The sequence below is a fragment of the Amycolatopsis sp. NPDC104819 genome, assembly GCF_055583145.1.
The window spans coordinates 12720-31690 of record NZ_JBVJON010000022.1; the positions used below are offsets into that span (position 1 = coordinate 12720).

Annotated in this window: 17 protein-coding genes; 7 read left to right on the forward strand and 10 right to left on the reverse strand. The window is 73.7% G+C overall.

Features of this window, described 5'->3' with window-relative positions; all coding sequences use genetic code 11:
* Positions 1–121 precede the first annotated feature (121 nt).
* The 3 genes from ACZ63E_RS43280 to ACZ63E_RS43290 all read right to left on the reverse strand — a co-directional run bounded on the left by ACZ63E_RS43280 (position 122) and on the right by ACZ63E_RS43290 (position 3320).
* Entirely contained in the window at positions 122–1273 is a 1152-nt protein-coding gene (locus tag ACZ63E_RS43280; RefSeq protein ID WP_465342138.1) for a DICT sensory domain-containing protein, read from the reverse strand.
* Between the two features lie 84 nt (positions 1274–1357).
* Entirely contained in the window at positions 1358–2854 is a 1497-nt protein-coding gene (locus ACZ63E_RS43285) for a cryptochrome/photolyase family protein (protein ID WP_465342139.1), read from the reverse strand.
* A 10-nt stretch (positions 2855–2864) separates the two neighbouring features.
* Positions 2865–3320, reverse strand: coding sequence for a MarR family winged helix-turn-helix transcriptional regulator (locus ACZ63E_RS43290; RefSeq protein WP_465342140.1), 456 nt, complete (start codon positions 3318–3320; stop codon positions 2865–2867).
* Positions 3321–3374: 54 nt separating this feature from the next.
* Between ACZ63E_RS43290 and ACZ63E_RS43295 the strand changes: the two genes are divergently transcribed.
* Positions 3375–3818 (forward strand): nitroreductase/quinone reductase family protein, encoded by a 444-nt coding sequence (locus ACZ63E_RS43295; protein WP_465342141.1) that lies wholly within the window; start codon positions 3375–3377, stop codon positions 3816–3818.
* Entirely contained in the window at positions 3815–5011 is a 1197-nt protein-coding gene (locus ACZ63E_RS43300; RefSeq protein WP_465342143.1) for an FAD-dependent oxidoreductase, read from the forward strand. The genes ACZ63E_RS43295 and ACZ63E_RS43300 overlap by 4 nt, the downstream gene beginning before the upstream one ends.
* Here ACZ63E_RS43300 and ACZ63E_RS43305 read toward each other — a convergent pair.
* A complete protein-coding gene (locus ACZ63E_RS43305) occupies positions 4984–5427 on the reverse strand; it encodes an SRPBCC family protein (RefSeq protein WP_465342145.1) in 444 nt (147 codons plus the stop codon). The genes ACZ63E_RS43300 and ACZ63E_RS43305 overlap by 28 nt on opposite strands.
* 106 nt (positions 5428–5533) lie before the next feature.
* Between ACZ63E_RS43305 and ACZ63E_RS43310 the strand changes: the two genes are divergently transcribed.
* Complete coding sequence (locus tag ACZ63E_RS43310) at positions 5534–5968, forward strand: DUF4383 domain-containing protein (RefSeq protein WP_465342146.1); 435 nt, start codon at positions 5534–5536, stop codon at positions 5966–5968.
* Here ACZ63E_RS43310 and ACZ63E_RS43315 read toward each other — a convergent pair.
* On the reverse strand, positions 5919–7151 hold the full coding sequence (locus ACZ63E_RS43315) for a glycosyltransferase 87 family protein (RefSeq protein ID WP_465342147.1): 1233 nt from the start codon (positions 7149–7151) through the stop codon (positions 5919–5921). The genes ACZ63E_RS43310 and ACZ63E_RS43315 overlap by 50 nt on opposite strands.
* Positions 7152–7267: 116 nt before the next feature.
* Here ACZ63E_RS43315 and ACZ63E_RS43320 point away from each other — a divergent pair, with 116 nt between their 5' ends.
* Positions 7268–7495, forward strand: a complete 228-nt coding sequence (locus tag ACZ63E_RS43320; protein ID WP_465342148.1) for a hypothetical protein — start codon at positions 7268–7270, stop codon at positions 7493–7495.
* 23 nt (positions 7496–7518) lie between these two features.
* Positions 7519–8721, forward strand: coding sequence for a cysteine desulfurase-like protein (locus tag ACZ63E_RS43325; RefSeq protein ID WP_465342149.1), 1203 nt, complete (start codon positions 7519–7521; stop codon positions 8719–8721).
* Positions 8722–8776: 55 nt separating this feature from the next.
* Here the strand turns inward: ACZ63E_RS43325 and ACZ63E_RS43330 are convergent, their stop codons facing one another.
* The 3 genes from ACZ63E_RS43330 to ACZ63E_RS43340 form a co-directional block, all read right to left on the reverse strand.
* Positions 8777–10216 (reverse strand): M4 family metallopeptidase, encoded by a 1440-nt coding sequence (locus ACZ63E_RS43330; RefSeq protein WP_465342150.1) that lies wholly within the window; start codon positions 10214–10216, stop codon positions 8777–8779.
* A gap of 320 nt (positions 10217–10536) precedes the next feature.
* Positions 10537–12180 (reverse strand): PucR family transcriptional regulator, encoded by a 1644-nt coding sequence (locus ACZ63E_RS43335; protein WP_465342151.1) that lies wholly within the window; start codon positions 12178–12180, stop codon positions 10537–10539.
* A gap of 101 nt (positions 12181–12281) precedes the next feature.
* Entirely contained in the window at positions 12282–15890 is a 3609-nt protein-coding gene (locus ACZ63E_RS43340; RefSeq protein ID WP_465342152.1) for a discoidin domain-containing protein, read from the reverse strand.
* A gap of 243 nt (positions 15891–16133) precedes the next feature.
* Here ACZ63E_RS43340 and ACZ63E_RS43345 point away from each other — a divergent pair, with 243 nt between their 5' ends.
* Positions 16134–16568 (forward strand): SRPBCC family protein, encoded by a 435-nt coding sequence (locus tag ACZ63E_RS43345; protein ID WP_465342153.1) that lies wholly within the window; start codon positions 16134–16136, stop codon positions 16566–16568.
* A gap of 15 nt (positions 16569–16583) precedes the next feature.
* Here ACZ63E_RS43345 and ACZ63E_RS43350 read toward each other — a convergent pair whose 3' ends face one another.
* A complete protein-coding gene (locus ACZ63E_RS43350) occupies positions 16584–17453 on the reverse strand; it encodes a MerR family transcriptional regulator (protein WP_465342154.1) in 870 nt (289 codons plus the stop codon).
* Positions 17454–17844: 391 nt separating this feature from the next.
* Between ACZ63E_RS43350 and ACZ63E_RS43355 the strand changes: the two genes are divergently transcribed.
* Positions 17845–18219, forward strand: a complete 375-nt coding sequence (locus ACZ63E_RS43355; RefSeq protein ID WP_465342155.1) for an STAS domain-containing protein — start codon at positions 17845–17847, stop codon at positions 18217–18219.
* A gap of 7 nt (positions 18220–18226) precedes the next feature.
* Here ACZ63E_RS43355 and ACZ63E_RS43360 read toward each other — a convergent pair whose 3' ends face one another.
* Positions 18227–18913 carry an AfsR/SARP family transcriptional regulator gene (locus tag ACZ63E_RS43360; RefSeq protein WP_465342157.1) on the reverse strand — a complete coding sequence of 229 codons (687 nt, stop codon included), beginning with the start codon at positions 18911–18913 and terminating at the stop codon, positions 18227–18229.
* Positions 18914–18971 lie beyond the last annotated feature (58 nt).

Below are 18971 nucleotides of genomic sequence, written 5' to 3' on the forward strand. Positions count from 1 at the left end.
GCCGCATGTGGCGCCTCGCCACTTCGGAGGTTGAGCGGCGGTCGCTGCCGTGGTGTTGCTTTCGCGTCGGGACGTAGCGAGCTGACTCAACGCCCGCAGTATAGGCCGTTATACACAACCCTCACCGGAACCAACTCCCCGCACCCGACCGCATCACCGGGCCGCGTGACTTCGGCGGGATCGGCAACGACCCCTGGCTCGGCGGCCACAGCGTCACCGCGGGGACATCACGCACCTGGGCCCGCAAACCGGCCAACGGCAGGGGCCGCCGGCGGGTGAGCATCGTCGTCGTACGCGGGTGGAGGTCCACGAACGGGTACGTCGTGTGCAACGCCGCCAGACGGTTTTCGAGCCGGCGGCTGCGCTCGGCCAGCTCTCCCGCCGGGACCGCCGGCTGGACCACCAGGAACTCGCTCGGCCCGAGCCGCACCGCGCGGTCGAGGGGGCGGAGGCCGTCGCGGAGGAGGTCGGCGATGTTCTGCTCCGTGTGCATCCGGACCCGGACGCCGTGGCGGCGTTCGACCGCGGCCGGGTCGTCGACCACCACCAGGACCAGGCCCAGCGGGACCGTGTCGGTCGCGTCGCCGAGCCAGGACATGATGCCCGCCAGGGTGTCGAGGCCGGTGTCCGGGTCGACCGGCGGGCCGGTGGGCGGCGGCTCCGCCGCGCGGGCCGAGTCCAGCTTCGCCGCCACGTGCCGCAACGCCGCCTCGGCCCGGCTCTCGATGTCGAGCGCCGCCGGGGTGTCGACCGACGCCAGGACGTCGTCGACCCGGCGGCGCACCGACGGCGGCAGCCGGTCGCCCATCGCGTCGCGGAGCCGGACGACCTCGGCGTACGCCTCGTCGCGGCGCAGGCCCCAGCGCCCGCGGAACAGCCGCGCCCGCTCCACCGAGGACGCCTGCGGGTCGACCTCGTCCAGGTCCTGCGCGACGACCGAAGCGCCGAACGTCGGCGACAGCACCGCGACCGACCACTCCCGCGCCATCGGCTCGTCGGCGCGCAGCAGCACCGGCGTGACGCCGTGCGGCAGGTCGGGCCGGCCGGAGTCGACCATGCCGACGACCGTCACCGCGGCCCGCCGCGCGATCCGGGCGTAGACCTCGCGCTCGCGGTCGAAGTACGGCAGCCGCTGGAACAGCGCGAACACGACCATGTCGGCTCCCGCGCCCTCCGCGAGCGCCGCCCGCTCCACCGCGTGGGACGCGGTCACCAGGGCACGCTTGGACAGCACCCCCGCGCGGGCGGCGCCGCGCGGATCTGCTTCGGGCATCAGGGGATCGCCTTCGCCGGGGAAAGGGAGACAACCACCGTAAGAGACACCGCCCGCCCCGGCTAGCCACCTGATGGGGTGGACTCAGAAGTGGTCCCGGTCCACCTCCCGGGCGACGACCTCGTCACGGTCCGCGAGCTTTTCCAGGCCCCGCAACGGCTGCCGCATCCGGTGGTTCCCGCGGAGACGCCCGGCGTTGCGGTCGAGGAACGCCCAGTACCCCGCCGTGAACGGGCACGCGTCCGGCCCCGTCCGCTTCTTCGGGTCGAAGGCACAACCGGGACAGTGGTCACTCATCCGGTTGATGTAGGCCCCGCCCGCCGCGTACGGCTTGGTCGCGACGAGCCCGCCGTCGGCGTACTGGCTCATGCCGATCACGTTCGCCGGCATCACCCAGGCGAAACCGTCGACGAACGCCGTCGCGAACCACCGGGTGAGCGCGGCCGGCTCGTACCCGCGCTGCAGCGCGTGGTTGCCCAGCACCATCAGGCGTTCGATGTGGTGGGCGTACCCGCGGTCGCGCACCCCCGCGAGCGCGGTGCGCAGGCAGGCCGCCTCGACGGCGTCGGCGTCCAGCTCGCGCCACCACCGCGGCAGCTCCCGGTGCGCCCGCAAAGCGTTGCGGCGCAAGTAGTCCGGCCCCTGGTGCCAGTACAGGTGCCACACCCATTCACGCCAGCCCAGCACCTGCCGGACGAACCCCTCGACACTGCCCAGCGGCGCTTCCCCGGCCCGGTACCGCGCTTCGGCCTGCTCGATCACGTCCCGCGGGTCGAGCAGGCCGAGGTTGAGCGGCACCGAGAGCAGCGCGTGCGCCATCGCCCAGTCGTGCGTGAGCATCGCGTCCTGGTGCGGGCCGAAGTCCGGCAGCCGGTGCTCGAGGAACCGCCGCAGCGCCCGCTCCGCCTCGTCGTGGCCGACGGCGAACCGGCGCGGCCCGTCGACGCCGACGGGGTGGATCTCCCCCGCGCGCTCGGCGCGGTCGAGCTCGGCGCGGACGCGGTCGTCGATCGGGTTCTCGCGCGGGTGCCACGGCGCGGGGACGCCGAGCCGGGTCGTCTTCGGCGGCGGTTCCCGGTTGTCGTGGTCGAGGTTCCACCGGCCGCCGGCCGGCTCGCCGCCGGGGTCGAGCAGGACGCCGAACTTCCGGCGCTGGTCGCGGTAGAAGTCCTCCATGACGAACCGGGTGCGCCCGCCGGCCCACTCGGCGAAGTCCGCCTTGGACAGCACGAACCCCGGGGTCGGCAGGATCTCCGTCACGACGCCTTCGTCACGCAGCCGCCGGACGAACGCGTCGGCCGCGTGCGACGTCGGTTCGTGCACCACCACCGGCCGCCCGAACCGCCGCAGCCCGGTGCGGTAGTCGGGCGCGTCGAGGAGCGTGACGCGGTCGCCGAGGTCGGCCGCGAGCCGGTAGAGGGCGGCCTGGACGAGGTGCAGCTTCTGCCGGTGGAACGGCTTTCCGGCGAAGGCCGCGGCCGAGCGGATCAGCAGCACGTCGCGGTCGCGGAGCTCGGGCGTGCCGTGGAAGTGCGGTCCGAGCTGGTCGGCGAACAGCCAGAGCGCGGGCTCGTCTCCCATGGGCTGAACGCTAACCCGCTTCCGGCGGCTCCGCAGCGTACGCGCGCAGCACTTCCGTGGTGTCTCCCAAGAACTTCGCCACCACCTCGGCCTGCCCCGGCGCCAGCTCCGCCGTCAGCCGGGTCATCGCGGCGACCAGGGGCGCCAGCGCCGCCCGCACCTCGGTGCGCGCGGTGTCGGCGATGACCAGCGTGACGCGCCGGCCGTCGCTCGGGTGACGGTCGCGGCGGACGTGGCCGGCCGCCTCCAGCCGGTCGACCAGCACCGTCGCCGACGCGGAGCGGATCTTGAGCGCGTGCGCCAGGTCGACCGTGCCCATCGGCGTGCCCGCCGCGAGGTGCTGCAGGGCCTGCACGTCGGTCGCGCCGAGGTCCAGGCGCCGGGCCAGGGCCAGCTGGACGTCGTGGGCGAGCACGAGCAGGTCCCGCAGGGCGAGGTTCACCCGGAGCGCGACACCGTCTTCCACCGGCCCATTCTACGGTAGCTAGACAATCTAGCTAGTTTTGCTACCGTGGGCCCGGTGGATGTCCGAGCGATGAACGCGCAGATGACCGCCCGGCTGATCGGCGCCCCGGCGGAGCCGCCGCCCGAAGGCGGGTACGCGCTGCGGGTGGTCGAGACCCGCGGCCGCAGCACCGGCGAGCCGCGGCGCGTGCCGCTGGCCGTCGTCGCACGGGAGGGCTGGCACTACCTCGTCTCGCCGGTCCGCGACCGCGACTGGGTCGCGAATCTCCTTGAAGCGCCCGAGTGTGCACTCCTTTCGGCCGGGGAACGCCAGGACTGCCGCGCCGAAACCGTCGACGGCCCGGAGGCCGCCGACGTGGTCGCGACGTACTTGGCCGCGATGTCGGTGCCGTGGGCGGTCAAGGCCTTCCCGGTCCCGCAGGACGCGTCCGAGGACCGGATTCTGGAGCACCTGCCGAGCATGGCGGTGTTCCGGCTGTCCACAGTGGACACGGCGTGAGCGTCGCGGTCGCCGGTGGCGGGCCCGGCGGTCTCCTGCTCGGGTACCTGCTCGCCCGCGCCGGGATCGAGGTCACCGTGCTGGAGGCGCGGTCGGACTTCGACCGCGACTTCCGCGGCGACTCCCTCCACCCGTACACCCTGGAGCTGCTCGACCGGCTCGGCCTGGCCGAGGACCTGCTGCGGCTCGACCACTTCAAGGCGCGTTCGTTCCGCTTCCACACCCCGGCCGGCGTCTACCGCTGCGCCGACTACGACCGGCTCGACACACCGTTCGGCTACGTCGCGCTGATGCCCCAGGTGCGGTTCCTCGACTTCCTCGCCGAACGCGCGAACGCGCTGCCGACGTTCACGCTCCGGACGAACGCGAAGGTCACCGGGCTGCTCGAAGACGACGACGGGACCGTCACCGGCGTCCGGTACCGCGGCGGCGAGCTGAAGACGTCGCTCGTCGTCGGCGCCGACGGCCGGTTCTCGACCGTGCGCCGCCTGGCCGGGCTCCCCGCCGAGCCGCTCGGCGCGACCACCGACCTGCTGTGGTTCCGGCTGCCGCGCTCCCCCGGCGACCCGCCCGACGCCGACCTCGACCTCTACTTCGGGCGGGACTCCTACGTCGGTGTCCTCGGCGGCGTCCGCGACTGGCAGGTGGGCTACAGCATCGAGAAGGGCGCCTACCCGGCGCTGCGCGAAGGCGGGGTCGAGCCGATCCGCGCGTTCCTGCGCGAGCGCGTCCCGTGGCTGGCCGACCGGGCGCACCTGCTCGCCGACTTCGCGCAGACCACGCTGCTCTCGGTGGACATCTCCCGCGTCGAGCGCTGGCACCGCCCGGGGCTGCTGCTGCTCGGCGACGCCGCGCACGTCATCTCCCCGGTCGGCGGCAACGGGATCCTCATGGCGGTGCAGGACGCCGTCGCCGCGGCGAACCGCCTGGTTCCGCCGCTGCGGCGGGGCGATCTCACCGACGGAGACCTGGCCGCGGTCCAGGCCGACCGGATCCGCGCGATCGAACGGGTGCAGGCCGACCAGGTGCGCGTCGAGCGGCGGGCCGCGGCGGCCCGGGCCCGCGGCCGGGGCACCGCGCCACCCGCGCTGCTCAAGTTCCTGTTCGCGATCCCGGCGGTGCGCGCCCGCGGCGCGCGCGGCAACGCCTACGGCCCGTTCCCGCCTCAGCTGGACGAATCGCTCTTGTCGTAGGAGGCCTGGCCCTCGGCCGCTCCGACGTCGGCGGTCACCGCCTGGGTCATCGCCGCGATGGTGCGCTCGAGGCCCTGCCGGACCTCGTCGTCGGCCGCCTCGCGCACGCTGTGCAGGGTCACCGTGATCTCCGACGACGCCGGTCCGGCGTCGGCGATCCGCAGTTCGCCGTGGTAGTCGTCCGGGCCTTCGGCGCCCCACGACAGCGAGCGGTTCGCGGCGTCGGTGTGCAGCCACGCCTCGCTCGCGACGCGCTGCCCGTGCACCTCCGCCTCCACGTGCACGCTGTCCCCGCCCGTCGGCTGGGCGAGCTTCATCTCCGGGAAGTACCGCGGGAGGTTCTCGGGGTGGCTCAAGAACGCGAACAGCTCGTCCGCGGGGACGTCGGCGGTCGCGGTGTGGCGGTACTGGGTCATCGTCAGCTCCTCGTCGGCGGACCGGTCGCGCCCGGGTTACCCACCCGGCCCGGACACAATCCCGCGCCGGAGCTTTAAAAGCCGCCCGGCGGGGAACCCGGATGCCATGGCACGCACCGAACCCGTCGCCCGGGTGCCGAAACCGGGCCCGGCTCCGATCCAGGGCATCGGCATGCTCATCGGCCTGCTCTTCCTCGTGCTCGGTGCGCTGGAGCTGATTCCGGGGGTCACCATCGGCGAGCAGCCGAGCCGGTTGTTCGGCGTCTTCGCCGTTTCGGGGGTATGGACGCTGCTCCATTTGCTCACCGGCGCCGCCGCGGTCTTCTGCACGCGTTCGTCCGCACTGTCCGCCCGGTTCCTCGTCGGGGCCGGCGGGTTGTACGCCGTGCTCGGGCTCGCCGGGCTCCTGCCGCTGCCGGGCGCGGTCGAGGACCTGCTGCCGATGAACACCGCCGCGATCTGCCTGAGCTTCGGCCTCGGCACGGCGATGCTCATCCTCGGGCTGGGCTGGCTCCGGCTCGGGCCAGGACGCCACCGCTGACGACGTCGCCGCCGGGCCGCGGGAAGCGCACCACGGCGGCGGCCACGAGCACCGCCAGTCCGAAGAGGACATAGCCGTTCCCGGTCAGCTGCTGGAGCAGGTTCCACCGGTTCTCGACCTCGCCCCCGCGCGGCCACCACCACTGCGGGCCGGCGACGAACAGCACCGCGCCCGCTCCGACGAGGATCGTGAAGTCACGCCGCCGGGTGCGTCGCGCCAGCACCGCCCAGCCGAGCAGGACGACCACGGCCCAGACCCAGTGGTGTGTCCAGGAGATCGGGGAGACCAGCAGCCCGCCGACGGCGTTCACCCCGAGCGCGACAGTCGTCTCCCCCGCGGCCAGCGCGCGCCGCACGCCCAGCGCGGTCAGCACCAGCACCACCGCCACCAGCGGCAGCCACCACGCCGTGCGCGCGTCCGCCGGCACCCCGGCCCGGGCCAGCAGCCCCAGCAGCGACTGGTTGCCGGCGTAGGTCGGCTCCCCGACCCGCCCGGTGTCCCACAAGGCGCCGGTCCAATACCGCACCGAGTCCGCGCCGGCGAGCAGGAAGCCCAGCGCCGTCGCGGCCAGGAACGTCACCACGGTCGTCACGGCGGCCCGGGTGTCGCGGCGGAGCAGGAAGTACAGCAGGAACACGGCCGGCGTGAGCTTGATCGCGGCAGCGAGGCCGATGAGCAGGCCGCGCGGCCACTTCGGGTGGTCGACGAGCACGTCCAGCACCACCAGCGCCAGCAGCAGGACGTCGATCTGCCCCGCGTACACCGTGCGCAGCACCGGTTCCAGCACCTCGGCCACCAGCAGGAGCGCCCCGACGCGGCGCCAGTCGCAGCGGGCGCCGAGCGCGCGCAGCACCGTCGTCAGCACCGCGGCCAGCAGGCCGAGGGACAGCAGCGTGAGCGCGAGGCAGGCGGCCCAGTACGGCAGCAGCGTCAGCGGGGCCAGCACGATCGCCGCGAACGGCGGGTAGGTGAAGAGCAGGAGCTGGCCGTCCCCGGTCGGCGGCAGCGTGCCGTACAGCGCCTGGCCGTGCAGCAGCGCAGCCGAGCCGAGCCGGTAGACGTCCAGATCGACGCGGTAGGCCGGAAACCGCAGGCGGCCGTCGTTGTAGGACACCAGCAGCACGACCAGCACGAGCACCTGCGCGCCCAGCAGCACGTACTTGTTCCCGAGCTTCGCCCGCACCCCTCGTCCCCTCCGGTCGTCTCACGCATTCTGTCGGCTCCCCGCGCCGGCGCCATCCGGGAAACCCCCGGACCGACCCGGGGAAAACCGGTTGCCGCCCGTGCCACCCTGGGCGGATGGGGACTCCGGACGGCTTCGGCCACCGCGTCGACGCACGCGGCACCGTGACGATCACCCACCACGGCCGTCCCGCCGGGACGCTCCGCGGTGGCGCCGCCGCGCGCTTCCTCGCCGCGCTCGACCGCGGGGACGACGCGCAGCTGCTGATGGCCCGCGCGACCGGCAACTACAAGCACGGCAACGAACGGCAGGCCCGCGACCACGCGCGCAACCGCGGGCGGTGACCCGCACCTGGCACGCTGGAGCCATGAGCTACGACGTGCAGACGGTCCGCAAGCACTTCCCCGCCCTCGCCGAGGGAGCCGCCCACTTCGACGGGCCGGGCGGCTCGCAGGTTCCCGACGTCGTCGGGGAGGCGGTGGCCGGCACGCTGTGCGCGGCGATCGCCAACCGCGGCGTGGTCACCGCCGCCGAGCGCCGGGCGGCGACGGTGGTCACCGAAGCCCGCCAGGCCGTCGCCGACCTGCTCGCCGCCGACCCGGCCGGGGTCGTCTTCGGCCGGAGCATGACGCAGCTGACCTACGACTTCTCCCGCGCGCTGGCCAAGGACTGGGGTCCGGGGGACGAGGTCGTCGTCACCCGGCTCGACCACGACGCGAACATCCGGCCGTGGGTGCAGGCCGCGGCGGCCGCCGGCGCGACCGTGCGCTGGGCGGACTTCGACCCCGCGACCGGCCTGCTCGACCCGGCCGCCGTCACCGGCCTGCTGTCCGCGCGGACCCGGCTGGTCGCGCTGACGGCGGCGTCCAACCTGCTGGGCACCCGCCCGGACGTCCCGGCGATCGCGGCGGCGGTGCACGACGCGGGCGCGCTGCTCTACCTCGACGGGGTGCACCTGACCCCGCACGCGGCGGTCGACGTCACGGCCCTCGGCGCCGACTTCTACGCCTGCTCGCCGTACAAGTTCCTCGGCCCGCACCTCGGGCTGGTCGCCGCGGCACCCGCCCTGCTGGAGACCCTGCACCCGGACAAGCTGCTGCCCTCGACCGACGCCGTCCCGGAACGCTTCGAGCTCGGGACGCTCCCGTACGAGCTGCTGGCCGGCACCACCGCGGCCGTGGACTTCCTCGCCGGGCTCGTCCCCGGCGAGGGCACGCGGCGCGCGCGTCTCCTCCGCTCCCTGGCGGCGCTGGAGGAGCACGAGAACGCGCTGCTCAGCCGGCTCGACACCGGCCTGGCCGGGCTGCCCGGGGTGACCCGGCACGGCGCGCCGGACCGGCACCGCACGCCGACGGCGCTGTTCTCCGTGGACGGCGTCACGCCGCAGGCGGTCTACGAGCACCTCGGCGCCCAGGGCGTCAACGCGCCGGCGGGAAGCTTCTACGCGATCGAGTGCGCGCGGCACCTCGGGCTCGGCGACACCGGCGCGGTGCGGGCCGGGATCGCGCCGTACACCACGGAAGCCGACGTCGACCGGCTGCTCGCCGGCGTCGCGTCGCTCCCCCGCTGAACGCCGACGGCCACCCCGGGGAGTCGTCCCGGGGTGGCCGTCGCGCGGGCTCGGATCAGCTGGGGTCCTGATCGAGCTGCGTCGCCTTCACCGCGTTGGCGACCTGCGTGCAGTCGTCGTCGGTGATGCCCGCGGTGCCCGCCTTGGCCAGCGCCGCGCACGAGGAGTTGAGGGCTTCGCCGACGTCCTTGAACGTCGCGCTCTGGGTGAGCGTGTTCTCGACGCCCCACCAGATCTGGACCGACTTGTCGAGGCCGAGGCCGCGCACGGTCTGGTTGTTGAACGTGTCGCCGTCGGTGATCAGGTAGTCGGCCTTGTTCACGACGCCGTCGTTGATGTGCTCGTCCGGGTTGTTGGTCTGCCAGCCGGGGCCGTTGACCATGTCCGGCTGCGGGGACAGCGACGAGCGCGGGTCCTTCATGTTGCGGATCGCGCCCAGCGACGAGCCCGCGCCGAGCAGCCAGCGGTTGTCGCCGGTGTCGTTGGGGTCGTTCGAGGTGATGCCGATGAACTTGCCGAAGACGTCCGAGAGACCTTCGTTGATCGAGTCGGCCTGGCCGCCGCTCAGCCCGGAGGTGTGCTGGGTGACACCGTGGGTGAGCTCGTGGCCGGTGATGTCGTCGGTGGTGACACCCTCGCCGAAGGCCATCTGCTCGCCGTCCCAGAAGGCGTTGGCGAACGGGCACTCGCCGTCGACGCAGATCCGGACGGTGCCGCGCAGCGCCTTGCCGGTGCCGTCGCTGTAGTCGGCGCCGATGAGGCCGGTCAGGTCGACGTTGACGTACTTCTGGTAGAAGTCCGAGGCCTGGCCGAAGAAGGTGTAGACGTTGTTGACGTCCGGCACGCTCGACTCGGCGCCGCCTTCCTTGCGGGTGACGTCGAACGCGGCGCCGCAGCGGACCGAGTCGGTCGTGCCGCTGACCACCTTGCGGTTGGCGTCGCAGACGTCGCGGTTGGCCTCGCGGACCTCCGACCAGGACGTCAGGATGTCGGCCGTGCCGGCCTTGACGACCTCGGTCCACTTGTCCTGGAACTTCTTGCCGTGCACGGTGACCTGGTAGGTCGGCACCGCGACGCCGTCACCCTTCGCGCCGCCGAGGGTGGCGTCGTACCAGTACGCGCGGGGCGCGTCGGCCTTCAGCGTGTTCGCGGGCAGGCCGGTGCGCTTCGCGACGTCCGCGATGGCGGCGTCGGCGGCCCCCGCGTCACTCTTCGGGAAGGCGCCGGTGGTCTTCTTCGTGGTGCGGCCGTGCGTGGCGAGCACCGCGCCGGCCTTGTCGCGCAGCTGGACCAGCTGGCCGCCGAACACCGGCACCCCGCCGATCTCCTGCTGCTGCCGCTGCACGCTGCCGAACGGCATCGCGAGCGAGCTCAGCGCGTGCATCGACGGCTGCGCGATGGTCGCCTCGGCGGGCGAACTGATCGTGGCCAGCGACACCGCGACGACGGCCGCACTCACCGTCGCCGCCCCCGCGATGACCCGTTTGCGTGACACCCGGTACACCTCCGTGGAAGCTTGATCACCTGACGTGAAGTCCGTGCAGAGTCACATGCCCCGAAGGGGTCGCACACCGGTCGAAAGTAGGTAACTGACCATCTGAAGTCGGGCAACCGGTAGTTAATCACCGACATTTCGGACGACCCAGACGTGACCCGCGCGGCATCACGCGTGATTGGAGGGGCATCACTCGTGACTGGGCGGGCATCACACGTGATTGAAGGGGCATCAGCGCGATGCCCCGGAAAACACGCGTGATGCCCGGCTGATCACGCGTGTGTCCCCGCGGATCACGCGTGATGCCTGTTGGCGCACGGTCAGGGGGCGGGTGGGGCCACCACTCGGAGCTGGAGCATGGCCGCGAAACGGGCTTCCGGGTCGGTCATGTCGAAGCCGCCGACTTCCGCGAGCCGGCGGAGGCGGTACCGGAACGTGTTCGGGTGGACGTGGACCGCGGCCGAAGCGGCGATGACGTCGCCGAAGGCGTCGAGCCAGGCTCGCAGGGTCTCGACGAGGTGCGCGTGGTGCTGCTCGTCGTAGTCCAGGAGCCGGGCGACCGGGCCGGTCGGGCGGTCGCCGCGCGCGGCCACCAGGTCCTGCAGCTCGAGCAGCAGCGCTTCGACGTGGACGTCGGCCAGCAGCGCGACGCGGCGGCCGGCGCCGTTGCCGGACCGCAGCACCCGCAACGCGCGATCGGCGCTGTCGCGGGCTTCCGGCAGCTCCCCCGCGCTGCGCGCGACCGGCCCGATGCCCACGACGGCCCGGACGCGGTCGCCGACGCGGTCCAGGAAGTCCTTCGCGATCCGCAGGGCCCGCCGTTCGCCGTCGGCGTCGCGGGTCACCGGTATCAGCCCGTACGCCGTGTCGCCGACGAGCGCCGCGGCCGACCGCGGGTGCACCGCGCTCAGGTGCATGGCGAGGCCGTCGCTGAGCCGCTGGCGTTCGGTGGCGAGCTCGGCCGCGCGGGGGTCGGCGGTGTCGAGCACCGCCAGCGCCAGCACGACGACCGGCTGGTCGGCCAGCCCCAGCCGGCTCAACGCCTCGCGCGCGCCCGCCCCGCCTTCCAGCGCCGTGCTCAGCAGGTCCGCGCGCAGGCGCCGTTCGACGTCGGCGCCCGCCCGGACGCGCAGCAGGTGCAGCGCCACCAGGCGGGCCGCGTCGCAGAGCGCCTGGGTCCGGTCCGGGGTCAGGGGTTCGCGCACCGCGGCCCAGATCGAGCCGAGGATCTCGTCCCCCGCCCGGACCGCGACGGCCACCCGCGGGAGCGAGAACCCGTCGGGGCTCTCCGGCGGCCGGTCGACGAACACCGGCTGGTCGGTGCGGTAGAGCTCCCGGAACACCCCGCGGTCGGCCAGCATCCGGGCGAACCGCTCCGGCACCTGCCGCCCGAGGATCGTCTCGACGCGCGAAGGGTCGGCTTCGTCCTGCCGCCCCGAGAAGGCCAGCACGCGGGAGCGGCGGTCCTCGATGGTGACCGGCGCGTCGATCAACGCCCCGATCGCGTTGGCCACGGCGAACAGGTCACCCGAGGGCAGCCCGGCCAGGGTCTCGGGCTCGGCGTCACCGACGTCGCCCTCGGCGAGCAGCGACCGCAGCATGGCGGCGAGCTGTGCCCACGACGCGCCGCGCGCGAACCCGAGCAGCGCGACGCCGGTCTCCTCGACGGCGGCCGTGACGGCGGGGGTCACCGTGACCGGCGCCCGCAGCACGAGCCCGGCCGCGTCGTGGCGGGCCAGGGCCCGCAGCTGCCGCACCACTTCCTCCGGCTCGCCGAGGCCGACGCCCAGCACCAGCGCGTGCTGCGGCAGCGCCGGCTCGTCGAGCGGGTCGTGGATGGCGACCCCGCCGATGCCGCCGGCCCGGTCGCCGTCCCCGAGCACCAGGTCCAGGAGGGTGCCGCCCAGGTCGTCGAGGACACGGCCGAGGCTGGCGTGCGGGCGCAGGTTCACGGAAACGAGCACCTCCCGAAGCTAGGCGGGCCGACCCCAGCCTAGTTCGTCGGAAGCCACGAATTCAGCACCCGAGTTCGTCCACGACGACGAACTCGGGTGCCCGAGGAGGGTCAGCCCGCCAGCTTCGCCGCCACGTTGTAGGCCGCCACCAGCAGCTTGGCGCCCGGCACCCGCCGCCGGGGCTCGACGCGGACCGTGCGGCTCTCCCCCGGCAGCAGCCAGAAGTAGTTGTCGCCGTAGCGGGTCGGCAGCACGCGGTCGACGCCGTTGCGTTCCCGCAGCGACAGCCGGATCATCGCCGCGACCGTCCGGCCGTCGTTGCGGACCGTCGCGGTGAACGCGTCGCCGTCGGGCCGCAGCGACGTGGTGAGCCGGGCGCCCGGCAGCTGGTTGAGCGCCCGCATCGCCGTGTCCGTGGTGTAGCGCCAGTAGGTGTTCTCCGACAGCACCGCGCCACGGGCGTCGGTCAGGGTCAACCGGAGCAGGTGCAGCGGCGGCAGCCCGGCGTCGAACGGCACCGTGAACGCCGCCGCGCCCGAAATCGGGGCCACGTCGAGCTTCTGCTCCTTCGCCGGGCCCAGGCTCGCGCCGTCGAGACCGTACAGCCGGGCGTCGACGGTCACCCCGCTCAGCGCCGCCGGCGTGTGGTTGACGACCCGGACCTGCCACGTCGTGAGGTCGGCCTGGACGTGGTGGGCCTCGCAGCCCTTGCGCGCGCCGTAGTAGCTGCCGTTGACGTCGAGGTCGTAGTCGTAGGTCTGCCAAACCGTGCTGTGCCAGGCCGGGTGCGACATCCAGAGCAGCACGCCGGTGGCGTCGTTCCACAGCTTCGCGTTCCACGCCTCGAAGATCGCGCGCATGCTCTCGTAGTTGACGAACTGCGCCTTGCGGCAGAACTCCGCCAGGCTCGTCGAGGGCGCGAGCCGGGCGTCAATCGCCGCGAGGTAGGTCTGCGGGGCCTGGTTGCCGTTGCCCGACCAGTCGTGGTGGAACCACGACGCGCCGATCGGCCAGCCCGGGTCGTCCTTGCCGACCAGGTTGCGCATGCTCTCCACGACCGAGACGGTCGGCAGCCCGATCTCGCTCCAGAACCCGGCCTTGCCGCCGGTCGCCTCGCCGGTGAAGTACTGCTTCGGGTCCAGCCAGCGGTAGGGCCCGTCGCCGGTGATCACGCCGCCCGCGGAGTTGCCCTGGTAGAGCAGGTCGGTGTGGCCGGTGACGATCTCGCGCAGCGCGTTGTCGATGACTGCCGGCGGAGTGCCCTCGTTGCAGCCGAACCAGACCGTCGCGCAGGCGTGGTGGCGGTAGCGCAGCACGGTGTCCTTCGCCTGCGCGAGGAAGATGTCGTGGTTGGCCGGGTCGGTCGACCAGCCGTCCCAGAACTCGTTCCACAGCAGGATGCCGTACTTGTCGCAGGCGTCGAACAGCTCCTGGCGGTACGACGAGCCGACCCAGTTGCGGATCAGGGTGAAGTTCATGTCGCGGTGCATCGCGACGACGGCGTCGGTCCGCTCCGGCGTCATCCGGCGCAGCAGCTCGTCCCAGCCCCAGCTGCCGCCCCGGGCGAACACCTTGACACCGTTGACGAGGAACGTCAGCGGCTTCGGGCTGTTGTCCACCGAGGCGGCGTCGGTCCAGGTGTCACCGTCCTGCGACACCTGGATCTTGAAGGTCGCCGCGTAGGCCGTCTCCCAGGTCAGCACGACCCGGTCGAACGCGGTCGCGGCGCCGAGGTCGACCTGCAGCCACTGGTTGTCTTCGTAGGCCGACGTCCAGCGCGTGTTCGGGTCGCCGTCGAAGGCCCGCTCGGGCGGGTTGCCGTCGGCCACCGACTGCGCCGTCGCGGTCTTGCCCTGCGCCAGGTCGGCGCCGGGGTTCTTGCTGTCGACCACGGACATCGTCCAGAGCGAGAAACCCCAGCCGGTGGCGCGCTTCAGGCCCTGCATCCGGACGTACCGGGCGGTCTGCGGCGCGAGGTCGACGGTCTGCGTCGCGCGGCCGTCGGCGATGACGATCGGCAGGTCGTACTGGTAGCCGATCTGCCGGAGGCCGATCTTGACCGTCCGCCGGTCGCTCGTCGCCGCGCCGATCGCCGCGGTGAGCGTCAGGTCGTAGAGGTTCGGGTCGCCGTACCCGTTGGGCCACCACAGCTTCGGGTTCTTCACCTGCTGCTTCGGGAACACGACGTCGGTGCTCTGCCCGGCCGGGAGGGTGACCGTGGCCGAGACGTTCACCGGGCCGAACGCGGCGCTCACCTTGACCCGCTGGGCCGTCGCGGCGGCGTTGCGCACCGGCACGGTGAGCGTCACCTCGGCGGTGCCGGCGTCGGGCACCTTCGTGTCGACCCGCACGTCACCGAGCACGGCGGCGCCGGTCGAGCGCAGCCGCACGTGGTCCCAGATGCCCGAGGCGCGGTCGCGGACCGCGGGCATCCAGTCCCAGCCGGACACCGCGAGGTAGGTCGGCGAGCTGTCGAACATCGTGCTGCCGGCGTCGACGAACGCGTAGCCCGCGGACCCCTTGTCGCCAGGGCTGCCCGGCCGCGGCATCGGCGAGATCTTCACGGCGAGGGCCTGCTCGCCGGTGCGCCGCAGCGCCGCGGTGACGTCGTAGGCGCCGCGGCCGAACGGGTGGCTCTGCGTGCCGATCTCCGCGCCGTTGAGCCAGATCCGCGCTTCGTGGTTGACCCCGTCGAACTCGAGCCAGACGTGCCGGCCCGGCGAGGTGTCGAGGCCACGTGGCAGGCCGAAGCGGCGGCGGTACCACCAGGCGTGCCGGGACAGCGCCTCCGGCACGTGCAGGTTGTTCATGCCGGACACCGGGTCGGGCAGCTGACCCTGCTCGACGAGCGAAGCCAGCACGGTCCCGGGCACGGTCGCCGGCAGCCAGCCCCGAGTGTCCACTGTGGACGTCGAGAGCGCCTTGCCGTCGCCGGTGGGCGCCCAGTCGTCCATCGTGAGGACCCAGCCGGACTCGAGCGGCACGGTGCCGTCGGGCGCGACGGCGAGCGCGGGCGGGTCGTCGTGCGGGCGCACCGGGAAGCTCGTCCAGCCGTGCACCGCCGGGCGGTCGCGCGGGCCGGTGCCGAACACCTGGAACCCGTTGAGGCCCAGCGGGTTCGTCGTCGACCGGCCCGACGCGGAGAACCGCACCCAGCGGGCGGTGACGGCCGCGAGCGGGATCGTCACGACCCCGCCGGCGCCGGCGTCGCTGTGGTGGACCGTGCGCCAGGCCTTGCCGTCACCGGAGACGTCGAGGTCGAACACGGTCGCGTAGCTCGACTGGATCTCGAAGCCGCTGGTGTGAGTGCGGGACGCGCCGGCGTCGAAGGCCGGGTCGCCGGGCTTCGCTTCGAAGGTCAGCACGACCGATTCGATCCGGCACGGCGCCTGCAGGTCGACGACGATCCACTGGTTGTCCCCGGGCGCGGCGCGCCAGCCGGAGCCACCGACCCCGGGCCGCGCGAGGCCGTCGACGGCGAACTCGGCCGGCGTGGCGGCGTAGTCGGTCGAGGACACCTGCACCGGCCGGAACAGCGCGAGGTCGGTCTTGGGGGACGCTTCGGCGACCGCGGGCGCCGCCGACGCGACCCCGGGCAGGACGGCGGCCAGGCCGAACCCGGCCAGCAGCCCGGTCCCGGCGGCGAGGACGTGCCGCCGCGAGACGGCGGCCACCTCCGCGGGCTCGACGTCCGGGCCGGCGCCGTACTCCTCAGCCATGCGAACTCCGTTCTCGAAGCGGCAGCCGTGCACGGACGCGGGGATCTCGAGGGGAGTCGGCGCCGTTGGCTGACAACGTTGCCACGAAGCTTCGACGGTGGTCGCGGGAGCCGTCAAGACGACAAGGAAGACAAGAATTAGGAATAATGACATCGATGTCTGCGTGCGTCGCCGCTGTGCCCCGCTGAGCGGGCACCGCTACGGTTGCATCGACTCCGCAGCGAACCGGTCCCGGGAGGCCCCATGGTCCAGGTCGAACGCACCGTCACCGTGCGCACGCCGGTCGAGCTCGTCGCCGAATACCTCGCGGACTTCACGCACACCGAGGACTGGGACCCGGGCACGGTCACGTGCACCCGGACCGACGCGGGCCCGCTGGAAGTCGGCGCGGTGTGGCACAACGTGTCGGAGTTCCGCGGCAAGAAGACGGAGCTGGAGTACCGCCTCACGCGGCGCGACCCGGGCCGGGTGACCTTCGTCGGCAAGAACAAGACGGCGACGTCCACCGACGACTTCACGCTGACGTCCGGCCCGGACGGCACCGAGGTCCGGTACCAGGCGACGATCGAGTTCCACGGCCTGGCGAAACTGGCGGGCCCGTTGCTCAAGCGGGAGTTCGAGCGGCTCGGCGACAACGTCGTGCCGGAGCTGACCCGGGAGCTCGGCAGGCTGCGCTGACGCTTTCGACCGCGGCTAGGCGTGGGCGTACGCCACGACCAGCTCCATCGCCGACGCCAGGTCGGCCACCCGCGGGAACCCGCGGTCGCCGAGGTGTGCCCAGCCCGGGCCCGCGACACCGACCGCGCGCCCGAGGTCGCGGACCCGGGCGGCCAGCAGGTCGTCGGCCGTCGGGGGCGCCAGGGACCAGAGCAGGACCAGCGCCGGGTCGAGGCGCTCCGCCAGGTTGGCCACCGTCTCGGCCGGCACGAGCTGGCCGAGGTAGGCGACCGGCACCCCCGCCTCGGCCAGTGCCGCCCGGAGCGCTTCCATCGGGAGGGAGTGCCGTTCGGCGGGACAGCAGGCCAGCAGCACCGGCCGGCCCGGGACGGCGGCCGGGAAGCGGCGGCTGAACCGCTCGAACGCCAGGGAGATCTCGCTCGTCAGCGCCCACTCCGACGCGAAGCACACGTCGCCGCTCTGCCAGCGGTCGCCGAGGCCGCGCAGCACCGGCGCGAGGACTTCAGTCCAGGCGGCGGCCGGGCCCAGCGTGCCCAGGGTTTCGTCGAGCAGCCCGGCGACCGAGGCGAACTGCAGCTCGTCGGCGGCGTCGGCGAGCTCGCGGACGCGGCGGGCGGCCGGCACCCCGGACGTCGTCGCCGCGGGGCCGGCGAACGCCGCGGCGGCGGCCTCCCGCACGGGCATCCCCCGCGCGACGAGCCGCTGCATGTGCTGCAGGCGCCGGACGTCGGCGTCGGAGTAGCGGCGATGGCGCCCTTCGCCGACCGGCGGGCCGATCCCGTACCGCGCGCTCCAGCTGCGCAGGGTCACCGGCGACACGCCGAGCAGCTCGGCCACCTTGCCGGGCGCCCAGACGGGCGGCGGGTCGACGTTCTCGGGTTCCACCGTGTCCCTTCACCTCACCGGAGTGGGCCGAAGCTTAGCGACGCGAAGCCCGCCGCACCCGGCGGCGACCGGCCGACCCGCCGGGTCACCATCGCCCGCGCGCGAGCCGGGCGGAGGCGTGCGGGGGACGCGGCGGCGGGGCGTCGGCCTGCCGCGTCCCCTTCGGCGCCGCCCGGCGCCGGTGATCCGGCCCGCGTCAGCCGGATCCCGCCGGCCGCGGGGTGTGGCACCCGCCGTGGCCGGCGACGTGCCGGGGAAACGGTGCTGCGCGGCCACGTTATACCGCAAACGCATCGCTTGTGCATCGTTATCCCCCGGATGCCGCAGCGAACCTGCGCCGGACGAGTGATCTCACTCCGGCCCGGGTACCCGTTATCGAGGAGGACAACCCATGACAGAGCACCCCACCGCGCTCGAGACCACCACCGCCGCCGGGATCGTCACCGTCCGGTGCGCGGGCCCCGCCGATCTGGACACCGCGCCGCGCTTCCGCCGCGCGCTCCTGCCTCCGATCCGCCGCCGCTCCCGCGGGGTCGTCGCCGACCTGGCCGCGGTCACCTTCTGCGACTCGACGATCTTCAGCGTCCTGGTGGAAGCCCATCGCGACGCCCGGGCGCGTGACGTTCCCTTCGCCATCGCGGCCGACGCGGAGTCCGTCGCCCGGCCGTTGGAAATCCTCGGCCTGGACGAGGACCTGCCGCTGCACTCCACCTCGGCGGAGGCCCAGGCCGCCGTCGCGCCGGACCCGCGCCGCCGCGCGTGCTGAACCGGACCTACGCGGGGGCGTCACCGAGCACCGCCCGGTAGGTGCGCCGCAGTTCCTCGCCGGGCTGGACACCCAGGTCCCCGGCCAGCCGGTCGCGGACGCGGCCGTACACCGCGATCGCCTCGGCGCGGCGGCCGGTGGCCAGCAACGCCCGCATGAGCAACGCGGCCAGCGGCTCCCGCAACGGTTCGAGCGCGAGGACGGCGGACAGCTCGTCGGCCGTTTCCGCGGCCCGGCCCAGCTTCAGCTGCAGCCGGGCGCGCCGGGTCCACAGCGTGTTCCGGCGTTCGCCCAGCCGCAGCCGCTGGCCTTCGGCGAACGGCCCCGGCAACCCGGCAAGGGGCTCGCCGTGGAACAGCGCCAGCGCGTCGGCGCAGCACGCGGCGGCCGCGGGCAGGTCGCCCGCTTCTTCGGCGGCGCCCGCGTCCGCGTCGAGCTCCGCCAGCCGGGCGACGTCGAGCCGCACGCCGTCGGCGACGAACCGGTAGCCGCCGCGGGTGCGGCCGATCACCGAGTCCGGGGTCCGCTCGCCGGGCCCGCGCAGGCACTTGCGCAGCCGGTGCACGTACACCGGCACGACCCGGCCCCCGGTGCCCGGCGGCTCCAGCCCCCACACGCCGTCGAGCAGCTCGGACTGGCTGACCGTGACCCCCGGGCGCAGCACGAGCGCGGCCAGCAGCGCCTGCTGGCGCACCGGCCCGAGGTCGAGCGGGCCTGCCGCCCCGCCACGCGCGCAGCGGGCCGAGCACCGA

Excerpts from the sequence above, each read along its gene's own strand:
- ACZ63E_RS43310 (WP_465342146.1), top strand. The coding sequence starts at position 5,534 with ATGGCACGCACCGAACCCGTCGCCCGGGTGCCGAAACCGGGCCCGGCT.
- ACZ63E_RS43280 (WP_465342138.1), bottom strand. The coding sequence starts at position 1,273 with ATGCCCGAAGCAGATCCGCGCGGCGCCGCCCGCGCGGGGGTGCTGTCC.
- ACZ63E_RS43345 (WP_465342153.1), top strand. The coding sequence starts at position 16,134 with ATGGTCCAGGTCGAACGCACCGTCACCGTGCGCACGCCGGTCGAGCTC.
- ACZ63E_RS43355 (WP_465342155.1), top strand. The coding sequence starts at position 17,845 with ATGACAGAGCACCCCACCGCGCTCGAGACCACCACCGCCGCCGGGATC.
- ACZ63E_RS43340 (WP_465342152.1), bottom strand. The coding sequence starts at position 15,890 with ATGGCTGAGGAGTACGGCGCCGGCCCGGACGTCGAGCCCGCGGAGGTG.
- ACZ63E_RS43325 (WP_465342149.1), top strand. The coding sequence starts at position 7,519 with ATGAGCTACGACGTGCAGACGGTCCGCAAGCACTTCCCCGCCCTCGCC.
- ACZ63E_RS43285 (WP_465342139.1), bottom strand. The coding sequence starts at position 2,854 with ATGGGAGACGAGCCCGCGCTCTGGCTGTTCGCCGACCAGCTCGGACCG.
- ACZ63E_RS43320 (WP_465342148.1), top strand. The coding sequence starts at position 7,268 with ATGGGGACTCCGGACGGCTTCGGCCACCGCGTCGACGCACGCGGCACC.
- ACZ63E_RS43305 (WP_465342145.1), bottom strand. The coding sequence starts at position 5,427 with ATGACCCAGTACCGCCACACCGCGACCGCCGACGTCCCCGCGGACGAG.